The following is a 12,234-nucleotide window of genomic DNA, read 5'->3' as shown; positions in this document are numbered from 1 at the left end:
TTCATTGGAATAATCTCTACCCGATTTCTTAGATTATTTGAGAGAAATTAAAATTAATGAATTTGGGGTCTAAATAGTTAGTATTTTTGGTAAATAAATATATAAAATGATTGATTTAGACTATTTGAATTTTCTCGAGAATATCCTGACCGAAAACCGGAAAAAAAAGTTTCTGAAAGTATTGCAAAACAGGACGAAACATTTTACAATTGTTGTGGAAGATATTTTTCAAATGCACAATGCCAGTGCGGTGATGCGCAGTTGTGAAATTTTTGGAATTCAGGAATTGAATGTTATTGAGCAACGTTATGGAAAAAGTATCGATAAGGAAATTGCAATGGGCGCCCAGAAATGGGTTGATATCAGCGCATTCGACAGTGTTTCAAGTTGTTTGAAAACCTTAAAAAATAAAGGCTACCAAATCATTGCCACAACACCACATGAGAATGATTGTTTGCTAGATGATTTTGATATTTCGAAACCAAGTGCTCTTTTTTTTGGTACGGAAAGAGACGGCTTATCAGAAGAAATTTTGAAAAATGCAGATGGGTTTCTTAAAATACCAATGGTTGGTTTTACCGAAAGTTTGAACATCTCGGTTTCGGCCGCGATAATCATCCAAAATTTGATGAATAGATTGCGAAATTCTGATATTGATTGGCATTTATCAGAAGAAGAAATTTTGGAAAAACGTTTGGCTTGGACTAGAAATTCGATAAAAGATATTAAACGAATTGAGGAAAGATATTTAAATGAATTATAGTTAATGTCTACTTTCTTTTTAATATTTTATACTCTTCATAACAAGAGCTAATAGCGTCCAGAATTTGCAAGTCATTGGCTGTTTTCACAAAAGATTCCGAGTAATTGCATCGCTCTAGGATTTCGGCAATTTCGTTTTTATCAATGCCTAGAAGTACTGAAATGGTTTCTCTGTCAAACTTGGATTCGAGAAGATTTCGAACCGTGTCATCCTTCTTCATTTCTTTCAATCTTTTGAGTTCTTTGGGTTTTTTTCCAAAAAAATTGTAAAGCATGTCCGCTGGATTGAAGATAGAACCCATTACTTTGCCAAAAGCATTTGGCGAATATTCTCCCGCTTCATAACCTTGAGTTAGTCCAGAAATACTATAACGATAATTTTCCTTTACGGGAATTAATTTTGAATCCACTTCAAGGTAACCTGTTAAATCATAAGGTCTAATGATTATTTCTTCAAGAGCATAGGCCTTTTCGGTAAGATTAATTTTGGTAGTTTTATTTTTTATCCAGTCATTGGTGACTTTAATTCTCAGTGATTGAAAACCCAAAATTGATATGTGTAACGTGTCGTTTGCGCTAACATTAATTTCAAAAAAACCTTTTTCGTCTGTAGTTGTTCCTTTGACTTTATTAATGTTAATGATATTTACATATTGTAAAGGATGTTGATCATTGTCGTTTATAATTATACCAGAAACTTTTTGGAAAGATTCCAAAACTTGTGCAAAAGCATTGGTAGAACCAATTAAAAAAAAGAAAACCACAAAATATTTCATAAACTGATTTAAAACTTTAAAAGTAATAAAACAGTATTAAATATTTTGTAGTTTCAGTATAATTATAAGAAAATTAACAAAAAGTATTAACTTCTTCTTGGCCTTTTCTCTCTTGGAGCGTCACCAAAGCTTTCAGAACGTCTTGCTGGTCTTTCTGAGGAACCACCGTCACGTCTTGGAGCTTCTGATGATCTTGGGGCTCTGTCTGAAAAACCGCCAGTTCTTGGAGCTGAGCTGCTTCTTGGTCCAAAACCACCTTCTCTAGGAGCCGAGCTTCTGTCGCTTCTAAATCCGCCACCTGAACCTTCTCTTCTTGGAGCAAAGCTACCTTCTCTTCTTGGAGCAGAACTTCTTTCACCTCCTGAACGGCCTCCGCCAAAACCACCACCAGAACTTCTTCCGTTGTGATCGCGTCTTCCGCCACCGTCATTTTTAGAAATTTCAACATTGATACGACGACCTTCTAGTTGTACGTTGTTCAATATTTCCATTACTTTGTCGGTGTGTTCTGGATCTGTATTAAAGAAAGAGAACCCTTCTTTTACATCTACTTTGAAAACGTCATCGCGACCTAAGTCTAATGTTTCTTTCAAATAATCTTTCAATGACATCCAATCAAAATTGTCTCTTGATCCAATGTTTACAAAATATCTTGTAGCACCACCAGAATTATTACTTTCTCTAGATCCACCATCTCTATCATCACGTTCGCGTCTATCAGAACCCGAAGATTGATTAGAAATATCTCTGTTTTTCTTGTAGTAAGCAATGAAACGGTTGAATTCTACCGAAACCATTTTCTTGATTAATTCCTCTTTAGATAAACCTTCAAGAACGTTATTGATGGCTGGTAAATAGTTGTCAATTTCGTGATCAACTTCAGTATCTTTTATTTTGTTAGCTAAGTGCAACAATTGGATTTCGCAAATTTCTATTCCAGATGGAATTGTTTTTTCTTCGAATTTTTGTTTGATGATTCTTTCGATAGAAGAAATCTTGCGAATTTCACTTTTGGTTACAATAACGATAGAAGTTCCTAGTTTTCCTGCTCGCCCAGTACGGCCAGAACGGTGATTGTAGGTTTCGATTTCGTCAGGTAATTGATAGTTTACTACGTGAGTAATGTTGTCAACGTCAATTCCACGTGCAGCAACGTCAGTTGCAACAAGCATTTGTATCTGCCTACCTCTAAAAGATTTCATTACACCATCACGTTGCGCCTGAGATAAATCTCCGTGCAATGCAGCGGCGCTGTACCCATCTTCAATTAATTTTTCGGCAACAGCCTGTGTGTCACGTTTCGTTCTACAAAAAACTACCGAGAAAATGTCTGGATTAGCATCGGCCAATCGTTTCAAAGCTTCGTAACGGTCACGTGCATTCACTAAGTAATATTCGTGAGAAACGGTTGCTGAGCCAGAGTTTTTAGCTCCTACAGTAATTTCTAGTGGGTCACGCATAAATTGTTTTGCAATTCGTGCTACTTCTGCAGGCATAGTAGCCGAGAATAACCATGTGTTTTTGTCGTCTGGCGTAGTAGATAATATGTTTACAATGTCTTCATAGAAGCCCATATTCAACATTTCATCTGCTTCGTCAAGAATACAGTAATTAATTTGAGTAATGTTTACCAATCCTCTGTTAATCATATCTTGCATTCTACCTGGAGTTGCCACAATAATTTGTGCGCCTCTTTTGATGTCCCTAGCTTGGTCAGTAATACTTGCACCACCATAAACAGCCACTACATTAATACCTTTTTCGTATTTGGAGTAGTTTTTAATTTCGTTTGTAATCTGCAAACATAGTTCGCGGGTAGGTGATAAAATTAACGCCTGTGTATTTCTATTGTTGGCATCAATTTTTTGAATGACTGGAAAACCGAAAGCTGCTGTTTTCCCTGTCCCTGTCTGAGCCAACGCAACTAAATCAATGTCTTGTTCCAATAATAGGGGAATCGCTTTCTCCTGTACTTCGGTCGGATTCTCAAATCCTAGATCGATAATCGCACGTTGTAGCGATTCACTCAATCCTAATTGTTCAAATTTATTCATATATGTTTTTAAAATTTGGTGCAAAAGTACTGCTAAAAAACGAGATAATCTAATTGAAAAACGAGATATATTGTTTTATTGACATTTGAAAATCAATTAGTTAGTTTTTTAAGAACACTATAAGTTGTTCCATTGCCTTGCCACGATGACTGATTAATCCTTTTTCTTTAAGAGAAAGTTGTGCAAAAGTGAAATTATAACCTTGGGGTTTGAAGATTGGATCATATCCAAAACCTTGATTTCCTGATTTTTTGAGAGTAATTTCGCCTCGAGCAATTCCCGCGAATAAATGCTGAGCTCCGTTTAAGTTTAACGCAATCACGGTCTTGAACTGGGCATTTCGATTTGTTTTATCAGACAAAGCTTTAAGTAGTTTATTCATATTGTCATTAGAATCTCTTTGTTCCCCTGCATATCGAGCTGAGAAAACCCCTGGTTCTCCATCGAGCGATTCGACTTCGAGTCCAGTATCATCTGCAAAGCAATCATAACCGTATTTTTCAGTGATGTAATTGGCTTTCATTATGGCATTTTCTTCGATGGTATCTGCCGTTTCCGGAATTTCTTCGAAACAACCAATTTCTTCTAAACTTATAATTTGAATGGTACTTGGAAGTAAATGTTGTACTTCGAAAATTTTATTTTTGTTGTTGGTGGCGAAAACAATTTTCATTTATTGTGTCTAGAATTTATAGAGGACAAAGATACAAAGTTTTGAAAACGGATAAGAATTACAATAAATAATTTTGAGTATATTCAATTTATCGATTATTTATTTTTTAGGAGTAAAAGCAGAATGTTATTGTATAAGTGTTTATTTATGATTATTAATGATTGGTTATAATATGTAGTTTGTCAATTTTTTTTGACTTCTTAATGTTATCATTGTATTTTAGATTAAAAATATGAAAAACATGAAAAAAGTAAGTATTCTATTTGTTTCGGCTTTAATTTTAGGGATTTTTTTTATTTCTCGTACTAAAGAGGATAGTGGGCCTGTAGATATGAATTTAATAGCTGGAAAATGGCTCTTTAATAAATCAACTGCAACTTCAGGTACATTTAATTTATATTTTACGAAATAATATCTTTAAAAAATATTTTTTTTATAAAACAAATGGTAACTTTTATTCAGTATAAGTATTTAAGAAGAACACTCCTTTTTTGTAGAATAAATCTAACTATATCGTAACCTCACAAATACGTGTTTAATTCCTTTTTTGTCTGAATCTCTTTCGTCGATTTCAAGGATGTCGGTTAGGGATTTTAGCATTGGGGTCAGTTTAGAAAAGCCGTAATTACGGGGGTCGAATTCGGGTTTTTTCTTCACGATGAGGTTTCCTACATCCCCAAGGAATGCCCAACCATCATCATCACCGATGGCTTCTAGAGTATCTTCAATGAGTTCAACAGTTTGATTGTCAATTTTATTGAGTGGTTTCTGTTCTGTTTTTTCAGGGGCTTTTACAGTTATTTTTCCCACTGGTTTTTTTATTTCTGTAGTGTGGGTAGCAGTTGGTTTTCGACTTTTCTTTTTGATTGCTCCTTCTAAAACTTCGATGTAAACAAATCTATCGCAGGCAACAATAAACGAATTAGGTGTTTTCTTTTCTCCAATTCCAATGACTTTCATTCCCGATTCTCGTAAACGGATGGCTAATCGAGTGAAATCGCTATCGCTAGAAACAATGCAAAAACCATCGACTTTGTCGGAATATAATAAATCCATGGCATCGATAATCATTGCTGAATCCGAAGAGTTTTTCCCCACGGTGTAACTGTATTGCTGTATAGGTGTGATGGCATGTTCTAGTAAAACACTTTTCCAACCGCCGGCATTTGGTTTTGTCCAATCGGCATAAATTCGTTTTGTAGTAGGTGTTCCGTATTTGGCGATTTCTTCCATCATTCCTTTTACATTGCTATAAGGTACATTGTCGGCATCAATGAGGACGGCTAGTTTTAATTCTTTGGTTTCTTGTGACATTTATTTTATTGATATTTATTTTTGCAATTAACATTGACATTGAAAAAAGTTTCTCAAATATACGAAGTTTATCGTTAAATCAATTGCCTAGCCCTGATGGAAGGGAAAATCCCACGGTTTTTTTGCGTGGATTGGAATGACGGCAGGAAAAGGCTCCTGATTGCTACGTTCTTCGCAATGAGAATTTGGATTTTTTAAATATATATATTATGATAAGACAGATTAAATAATTATTTTTGCAATCTGTTAAAAAAATATAATACTTCAATATATTATGGTAAAAGATTTATTCGAAAGAATTCAAGACAATAAAGGACCACTAGGAAAATGGGCTTCTCAAGCAGAAGGTTATTTTGTTTTTCCAAAATTGGAAGGCGATCTCGGTCCAAGAATGCAGTTCCAGGGAAAAGATGTTTTGAACTGGAGTTTGAATGATTATTTAGGTTTGGCAAATCACCCAGAGGTGCGAAAAGCCGATGCTGATGCAGCAATACAATATGGAGCGGCTTATCCTATGGGAGCCCGAATGATGAGTGGTCACACAAAATACCACGAACAATTAGAAGAGGAATTAGCGGCTTTTGTAATGAAAGAATCGGCTTATTTATTGAATTTTGGTTACCAAGGAATGGTGTCAATCATTGATGCTTTGGTTACTAGAAATGATGTGATAGTTTATGATATGGACGCACATGCGTGTATAATTGATGGTGTTCGGTTGCATAGTGGAAAACGTTTTACTTACAAGCATAACGACATCGAAAGTATGGAGAAAAACCTGCAACGTGCGACAAAATTAGCTACTGAACTTGGTGGTGGAATCCTTTTTATTACCGAGGGTGTTTTTGGAATGCGAGGACAACAAGGAAAGTTGAAAGAGATTGTAGAAATGAAAAAGAAATACAATTTCAGATTATTAGTTGATGATGCTCACGGTTTTGGTACACTTGGAAAAACAGGTGCTGGAGCAGGCGAGGAGCAAGGTGTTCAGGACGATATTGATGTTTACTTTTCGACTTTTGCAAAATCGATGGCTAATATTGGAGCTTTTGTGGCTGCAGATAAAGCAATTATCGATTACTTAAAATACAATTTGCGTTCGCAAATGTTTGCCAAATCGTTGCCAATGATTCAAACAATTGGCTCTTTGAAACGATTGGAATTATTGCGTAATTCTTCTGAATTGAAAGATAAACTTTGGGAAAATGTAAATGCGTTGCAAAGCGGATTAAGAAGCAAAGGATTTAATATTGGCGATACAAATACATGCGTTACACCGGTTTATTTGGAAGGAAGTGTTCCCGAAGCGATGGTTATGGTAAATGACTTGAGAGAGAATTATGGGATTTTCTTGTCGATTGTGATTTATCCAGTGATTCCAAAAGGAATGATTTTATTGCGTGTAATTCCAACAGCTCCACATACATTAGCAGATATTGATGAGACTCTTGTTGCTTTTGAAGCTATTCGTGAGAAATTAGTTAATGGAACTTACAAAGAGATTGCCAGTAGAACTAAAGTTGATTTAGACGCTTAATATATCCTTTTTAGTGCTCATTTAGGATAAAAAAATCCATTCGTTTTGCGAATGGATTTTTTGTTTATTATAATTCTTTTCGGAATGTTTTTCTTCGACAAATTATTTTTGCATCAATATTTTTCCAAAGGTTGTGAATGGCAATATTATCTGCTAATTCAGGTGTTCGAATGCAATTTTGAATTCCTTTTTTGGTAAAAGTGGTATGGTATTCTTTAAAAATTATCGCGTGTGCTCCTTTATTTTGGTACTCTGGATGTACGCCAATGAGGTAAAAAGTAACATCTTTGCTATTGTTTCTTGCATTTAATAAATGCAAGAATCCAAAGGGAAATAATTTTCCGTTTGCTTTTTGCAGTGCTTTAGAAAAACTTGGCATAGCAATGGCAAAAGCAACAAGATTTCCATCTTTGTTTTCTACAAATTTGATGTATTCGGGATTAATGAAACTGATGTATTTTTTCTTAAAATATTCTTTTTGAATATCTGAAATAGCCACAAAAGAGGATAAACTAGCGTAAGATGCATTAAATAAGTCAAACATTTTATCTACATACGGCATGACATCTTTGGTCTTTTTGAAACTGAGTGCTTTAAGTTGGTACCGTCTTTTGACTAATTCTTGCGCTTTATCAAAATCCTCCAATTTTACATTTTTAAACGGAAATTTGTTTTCTAAATATTCCTTTTCTGTGACGTAACCCAATTGCTCAAAATGAGTAGCATAATAGGGGTGATTGTACCATGTAATCATAGTTCCTAATTGGTCAAACCCTTCTGTAAGGACACCAACTTTATCTAAATTAGAAAATCCCATTGGGCCTTCTGCGTATTCTAAATTGTTCTTTCGTCCGAGTTCGTATACTTTTTCCAATAATAATTTTGTCACTTCAATATCATCAATAACATCGAACCAACCAAAACGAACTTTCTTTTTTTGTTGGTCGTTGATTTCGTTCCAATTAATTATGGCGGCAATTCGCCCCACTATTTCATTCTTTTTATACGCCAAATAAAAGGAAGCTTCTGCGTTTTCGAAAGCTGGATTTTTAGTTTTATCAAATGATTCTAGTTCGTCTGCAATAATTGGGGGAACCCAGAATTTATTATTTTTATATAATGAAAAGGGAAATTTAACGTAATCGATCATTTCATTTTTTGTAATCGCTTCTTTTATGGTAATCATTATAGTATTTTATAGTTGAAGATTTATCCTTTTTTGGTTTTTTTGGCTCTTTTTTTAGCTTTTTTCTCTGAATCTCCTGAGTCGATTCCCATTCGAATTTCTTTATAATTCGCGTCAGATCTCCAAGAAAAACCAATACCTCCATAAAGAATTGACGGTGTGGTTTTTAAACTTTTACTTATGGACGCATCTATTTGAATATTTTCGCCAATTAAAAAAGCGGCACCACCACGAAAAATGGCATCGCTATAAAAATCACTTTTATAACCTTGATTTTCTATGAAACCGGACCAATTACGGTTGATTCCTTTAGTTAACGTAATTCCATAGCCGTAGCTCGGATAATCAGTTCCAATGTAATCAGCAATAATATTAGTCACAAAAACCCAACTTCCATCACCTAAATGGTTTTGAGTAATCACCATAATTTTTGGCGAAATGGCGGCATCCGGAGAAAAATAGTAAGGATTGTTCGATAAAGTAAGATTAGCTCCAGCAAACACAGAAACGGCAGGTATAAATTGATGCCAATTAAAGGAATGATTGGCTTTCCAGCTAAATACATTTATTTTTTTTTTCGCTATTTTTGAAAGGGTCATAAACTAAATATTTTGCTCCAAAAACAGTTTGTTTCATCGCTGACTTATCAAAGATGCTCATCGGAGAGTTAAATTTTTCATATTGGTATTGAAAATCGGCTACCAATTCCAGTTTTTCCATAAATAATCCCCATCTCAAAGTCATATCAATCCCAATACCATTGCCGTCATAATTCAAAATACTATGATTTTCATGGATGCCATAAATGCCTGATTCGAATTGTATAACTGATTTTCCAACAGAATATGCAGACATTGTTTCGCCAGGTCTATTTGAATTAATTTGATCTGTATGCTGACCATAATTAATATTAGGAACAATGAAAATGACAGCAAGAATTATGGTTTTGATTTTGAACATATTATTTTTATTAGTTAAAAAAGTAATAACGCTTTTCAAATGTACTATATTTTATTATTTATTTAAGAATGATAATTTATTTTTAAACGATGTAATTGTTAATTTTACCAAAAAATATTTGATTATGCAATACGCCTCTTTTTCAGGTTTTATACGAACATTATTTTACATAATGGCTATTTACTATGTTTTTAAGTTTTTGGCGAGGTTGTTTTTGCCTTTATTGGTTAAGAAAGTAGTGGAGAAAGCGGGAGAAAAATTTCAGAAACAACAACAAAATTCACAGGGTAATCCTTGGAATAAAACACCCAATAATGAGGATGTTATTTTCAATAAGACTAATGCTAAAAATCCTCGAGAAACTAAAAAAGTTGGAGATTATGTTGATTACGAAGAAATAGATTAAATTTACCCAAAACCCAAAATTAATTTAATGAAGCAACTTCAAAAGTTCTATCCGCACGCCATAGCCTTATTTGGTTTTATAATTATTTCCCTTATTTATTTTTATCCTGTTTTGCAAGGAAAACAAATTTTACAGTCCGATATTGCCCAATATACCGGAATGGCGAAGGAGCAAAACGACTTCAGGAAATCGGACCATGTTGAACCTTATTGGACAAATTCAGCTTTTGGTGGAATGCCAACTTATCAATTAGGAGCAAAATATCCTCACGATTATATTGGTGCAATTGACGATGCCTTGCGATTTTTGCCTCGTCCAGCCGATTATTTATTCTTGTATTTTCTGGGGTTTTATGGGCTGCTTTTAGTTTTAAAAATAGATCCGCTCAAAGCTTTTATAGGTGCATTAGCTTTTGGATTTTCAACTTATTTGATAATTATTTTAGGTGTCGGGCATAATGCCAAAGCACATGCGATAGCTTATATGCCATTAGTGATTGCTGGTTTTATAATGGTTTATCAAAAAAAATATACATGGGGTGGTTTGCTGGCGATGTTTGCAATAGCATTGGAAATCAATGCCAATCATTTTCAAATGACTTATTATTTGTTGTTTTTCTTACTGATTCTTTCGGGGTATTTCACTTATCTGGCTATTAAAAAAAAGGAATATAAATCGCTTTTCATATCCTTTGGATTTTTGGCTATCGCCGGAATTTTAGCCATTGGAGCTAATGCAGCCAATATATTAGCAACATCAGAATATGCTGATTTTAGCACACGAGGAAAAAGTGAGTTAAATATTAATCCCGATGGTTCTAAAATCGTTGGCAACAGTGCATTGAGTCGAGATTACATCACGGAATACAGTTACGGAATCGCTGAAAGTTTCAATCTGATTGCACCGCGCCTTTTCGGAGGTTCAAACAGTGAAGCACTTGGAAAAGACAGTTCGATGTACGAATTTATGATTGGACAAGGTGTTCCAGATGCACAAGCAAGTGATTTTATTTCGGGAATGCCTACTTATTGGGGTGATCAACCTATTGTGGTTGCACCAGCTTACATTGGGATTGTGGTTTTCTTCTTGGGAATTATGGCTTTATTTATCGATAAGAGAAAAATCAAATACGTTTTTCTTTCTGGAGCTATCGCTGCATTAATGCTTTCTTGGGGAAAAAACTTTTCTGGATTGACCGACTTTTTTATCGATACTATTCCAATGTACAATAAGTTTAGAGCCGTTTCTTCAATACAAGTTATTTTAGAATTATGTTTCCCGGTTATGGCCATTATGGGATTGCAATCCTTTTTTAACTTGGAAAAAGAGTTGCGATGGAAAGCACTTTGGCAAACTGCCGCCGTTTGTTTTGGAATTATTATAAGTTTGTTATTATTGAAAGGCAGTTTCAGTTTTTCAGGAGCAAATGATGGTTATTATAGAGAAAATTACGGACCCGGATTTGTTGATGCTCTTAAAGCGGATCGAATGACGCTTTATTCTGCTGATTTGCTTCGTTCTGGTTTCTTTATTTTACTTGTAGCAGGAGCTTTTTGGCTATTTATAAAAAACAAATTAACTCAAAATACTACGATAATTTTAGTTGGATTATTGATGATTCTTGATTTATTTTTTGTGGATAAAAAATATGTTTCGGCTAAGGATTTTGTAAGCGGAAGAAAAGTCGAAGTCCCTTTTCAGGAAACGCAAGCTGACATGCAGATTTTAAAAGATACCACACACTATAGGGTTTTTGAAGTTTCGGGAAATTTATCAAGTGCCAGAACGTCTTATTTTCATAAATCAATTGGAGGTTATAGCGCTGTGAAACCTCGAAGAATGCAGCAATTATTCGATTATCAAATTGCGAAAAATAATATTGAAGTCCTTAGTATGTTGAATGTAAAATATATTATTCAAACGGACTCAACAGGAAATTCGTTTCCGGTTCAAAATCCAGATGCCAATGGAAATGCTTGGTTTGTAAAAGACGTGAAATTGGTGAATAAAGCCAGTAGCGAAATGAAAGTATTGGATAATCTGAACACTAAGAGGACCGCTGTTTTTAATGTTTATGAATACGGTTCTAAATTTAAAAAGGCCCGTTGGAAAATTAATTGGGAGGATAGCGGAACTATAAAACTAGCTATTTACAAACCCAATTATCTTAAATATACATCTGATAATTCCAAAGATGGGTTGGCTGTTTTTTCTGAAATCTATTATGAAAAAGGTTGGAATGCCTATATTGATGGTGCAATTACGGACCATTTCCCAGTGGATTATGTTCTAAGAGCGTTAATTATCCCAGGAGGAAAACACATTATAGAATTCAAGTTTGAGCCTCAAGTAATAAAGACCGGAAGTACGATTACACTTGTTAGTTCTATAGGAATGTTGTTCTTGTTAATTGGTGTGATTTATTTTGAAAGAAAGAAAAGTCTAAACCTTAAGCCTTAAACTTGAAACCAAAAAAACTTCTTATCATAACCTATTATTGGCCACCAGCCGGAGGGCCAGGTGTTCAGCGTTGGTTGAAATTTGTTAAATATTTACCCGATTTTGG

The 12,234-nt window shown here is 34.4% G+C and carries 12 protein-coding genes; 5 read left to right on the top strand and 7 right to left on the bottom strand.

The window, feature by feature from the left end; genetic code table 11:
* Nucleotides 1–106 precede the first annotated feature (106 nt).
* Complete coding sequence (locus AABM59_RS09505) at nucleotides 107–763, top strand: RNA methyltransferase (RefSeq protein ID WP_338408731.1); 657 nt, start codon at nucleotides 107–109, stop codon at nucleotides 761–763.
* A gap of 7 nt (nucleotides 764–770) precedes the next feature.
* On the opposite strand, the gene AABM59_RS09500 is transcribed toward AABM59_RS09505, so the two are convergent.
* The 3 genes from AABM59_RS09500 to AABM59_RS09490 form a co-directional block, all read right to left on the bottom strand.
* Entirely contained in the window at nucleotides 771–1,538 is a 768-nt protein-coding gene (locus tag AABM59_RS09500) for a carboxypeptidase-like regulatory domain-containing protein (protein WP_338408730.1), read from the bottom strand.
* A gap of 86 nt (nucleotides 1,539–1,624) precedes the next feature.
* Nucleotides 1,625–3,592 (bottom strand): DEAD/DEAH box helicase, encoded by a 1,968-nt coding sequence (locus tag AABM59_RS09495; RefSeq protein WP_338408729.1) that lies wholly within the window; start codon nucleotides 3,590–3,592, stop codon nucleotides 1,625–1,627.
* A 100-nt stretch (nucleotides 3,593–3,692) separates the two neighbouring features.
* Complete coding sequence (locus tag AABM59_RS09490) at nucleotides 3,693–4,265, bottom strand: non-canonical purine NTP diphosphatase (RefSeq protein WP_338408728.1); 573 nt, start codon at nucleotides 4,263–4,265, stop codon at nucleotides 3,693–3,695.
* Between the two features lie 241 nt (nucleotides 4,266–4,506).
* Here AABM59_RS09490 and AABM59_RS09485 point away from each other — a divergent pair, with 241 nt between their 5' ends.
* Nucleotides 4,507–4,677 carry a hypothetical protein gene (locus tag AABM59_RS09485; protein WP_338408727.1) on the top strand — a complete coding sequence of 57 codons (171 nt, stop codon included), beginning with the start codon at nucleotides 4,507–4,509 and terminating at the stop codon, nucleotides 4,675–4,677.
* A 92-nt stretch (nucleotides 4,678–4,769) separates the two neighbouring features.
* Here the strand turns inward: AABM59_RS09485 and AABM59_RS09480 are convergent, their stop codons facing one another.
* Nucleotides 4,770–5,579, bottom strand: coding sequence for an NYN domain-containing protein (locus AABM59_RS09480; RefSeq protein WP_338408726.1), 810 nt, complete (start codon nucleotides 5,577–5,579; stop codon nucleotides 4,770–4,772).
* Nucleotides 5,580–5,853: 274 nt separating this feature from the next.
* On the opposite strand from AABM59_RS09480, the gene AABM59_RS09475 reads away from it, so the two are divergent.
* Nucleotides 5,854–7,116 (top strand): aminotransferase class I/II-fold pyridoxal phosphate-dependent enzyme, encoded by a 1,263-nt coding sequence (locus AABM59_RS09475; protein ID WP_338408725.1) that lies wholly within the window; start codon nucleotides 5,854–5,856, stop codon nucleotides 7,114–7,116.
* 67 nt (nucleotides 7,117–7,183) lie between these two features.
* Here AABM59_RS09475 and AABM59_RS09470 read toward each other — a convergent pair whose 3' ends face one another.
* The 3 genes from AABM59_RS09470 to AABM59_RS09460 are packed head-to-tail and all read right to left on the bottom strand — an operon-like array spanning nucleotide 7,184 to nucleotide 9,262.
* On the bottom strand, nucleotides 7,184–8,302 hold the full coding sequence (locus AABM59_RS09470; protein WP_338408724.1) for a GTP cyclohydrolase: 1,119 nt from the start codon (nucleotides 8,300–8,302) through the stop codon (nucleotides 7,184–7,186).
* Nucleotides 8,303–8,325: 23 nt separating this feature from the next.
* A complete protein-coding gene (locus AABM59_RS09465; protein ID WP_338408723.1) occupies nucleotides 8,326–8,901 on the bottom strand; it encodes a transporter in 576 nt (191 codons plus the stop codon).
* Complete coding sequence (locus AABM59_RS09460) at nucleotides 8,858–9,262, bottom strand: transporter (RefSeq protein ID WP_338408722.1); 405 nt, start codon at nucleotides 9,260–9,262, stop codon at nucleotides 8,858–8,860. Before AABM59_RS09460 ends, AABM59_RS09465 begins: the two co-directional genes overlap by 44 nt.
* A gap of 124 nt (nucleotides 9,263–9,386) precedes the next feature.
* Here AABM59_RS09460 and AABM59_RS09455 point away from each other — a divergent pair, with 124 nt between their 5' ends.
* Together AABM59_RS09455 and AABM59_RS09450 are read left to right on the top strand one after the other, a co-directional pair.
* Complete coding sequence (locus AABM59_RS09455) at nucleotides 9,387–9,668, top strand: DUF4834 family protein (RefSeq protein ID WP_338408721.1); 282 nt, start codon at nucleotides 9,387–9,389, stop codon at nucleotides 9,666–9,668.
* Nucleotides 9,669–9,695: 27 nt separating this feature from the next.
* On the top strand, nucleotides 9,696–12,128 hold the full coding sequence (locus AABM59_RS09450) for a YfhO family protein (RefSeq protein WP_338408720.1): 2,433 nt from the start codon (nucleotides 9,696–9,698) through the stop codon (nucleotides 12,126–12,128).
* Nucleotides 12,129–12,234: the final 106 nt, after the last annotated feature.

It is taken from the genome of uncultured Flavobacterium sp., from assembly GCF_963925185.1.
Classification (GTDB): domain Bacteria; phylum Bacteroidota; class Bacteroidia; order Flavobacteriales; family Flavobacteriaceae; genus Flavobacterium.
Note: the sequence above shows the minus strand (reverse complement) of the source record. Positions and strands in the feature narration are given on the sequence as shown.

What these genes read in the sequence shown, in the direction of transcription:
- AABM59_RS09505 (WP_338408731.1), top strand. Translation starts at nt 107, where the DNA reads ATGATTGATTTAGACTATTTGAATTTTCTCGAGAATATCCTGACCGAA.
- AABM59_RS09500 (WP_338408730.1), bottom strand. Translation starts at nt 1,538, where the DNA reads ATGAAATATTTTGTGGTTTTCTTTTTTTTAATTGGTTCTACCAATGCT.
- AABM59_RS09495 (WP_338408729.1), bottom strand. Translation starts at nt 3,592, where the DNA reads ATGAATAAATTTGAACAATTAGGATTGAGTGAATCGCTACAACGTGCG.
- AABM59_RS09490 (WP_338408728.1), bottom strand. Translation starts at nt 4,265, where the DNA reads ATGAAAATTGTTTTCGCCACCAACAACAAAAATAAAATTTTCGAAGTA.
- AABM59_RS09485 (WP_338408727.1), top strand. Translation starts at nt 4,507, where the DNA reads ATGAAAAAAGTAAGTATTCTATTTGTTTCGGCTTTAATTTTAGGGATT.
- AABM59_RS09480 (WP_338408726.1), bottom strand. Translation starts at nt 5,579, where the DNA reads ATGTCACAAGAAACCAAAGAATTAAAACTAGCCGTCCTCATTGATGCC.
- AABM59_RS09475 (WP_338408725.1), top strand. Translation starts at nt 5,854, where the DNA reads ATGGTAAAAGATTTATTCGAAAGAATTCAAGACAATAAAGGACCACTA.
- AABM59_RS09470 (WP_338408724.1), bottom strand. Translation starts at nt 8,302, where the DNA reads ATGATTACCATAAAAGAAGCGATTACAAAAAATGAAATGATCGATTAC.
- AABM59_RS09465 (WP_338408723.1), bottom strand. Translation starts at nt 8,901, where the DNA reads ATGACCCTTTCAAAAATAGCGAAAAAAAAAATAAATGTATTTAGCTGG.
- AABM59_RS09460 (WP_338408722.1), bottom strand. Translation starts at nt 9,262, where the DNA reads ATGTTCAAAATCAAAACCATAATTCTTGCTGTCATTTTCATTGTTCCT.
- AABM59_RS09455 (WP_338408721.1), top strand. Translation starts at nt 9,387, where the DNA reads ATGCAATACGCCTCTTTTTCAGGTTTTATACGAACATTATTTTACATA.
- AABM59_RS09450 (WP_338408720.1), top strand. Translation starts at nt 9,696, where the DNA reads ATGAAGCAACTTCAAAAGTTCTATCCGCACGCCATAGCCTTATTTGGT.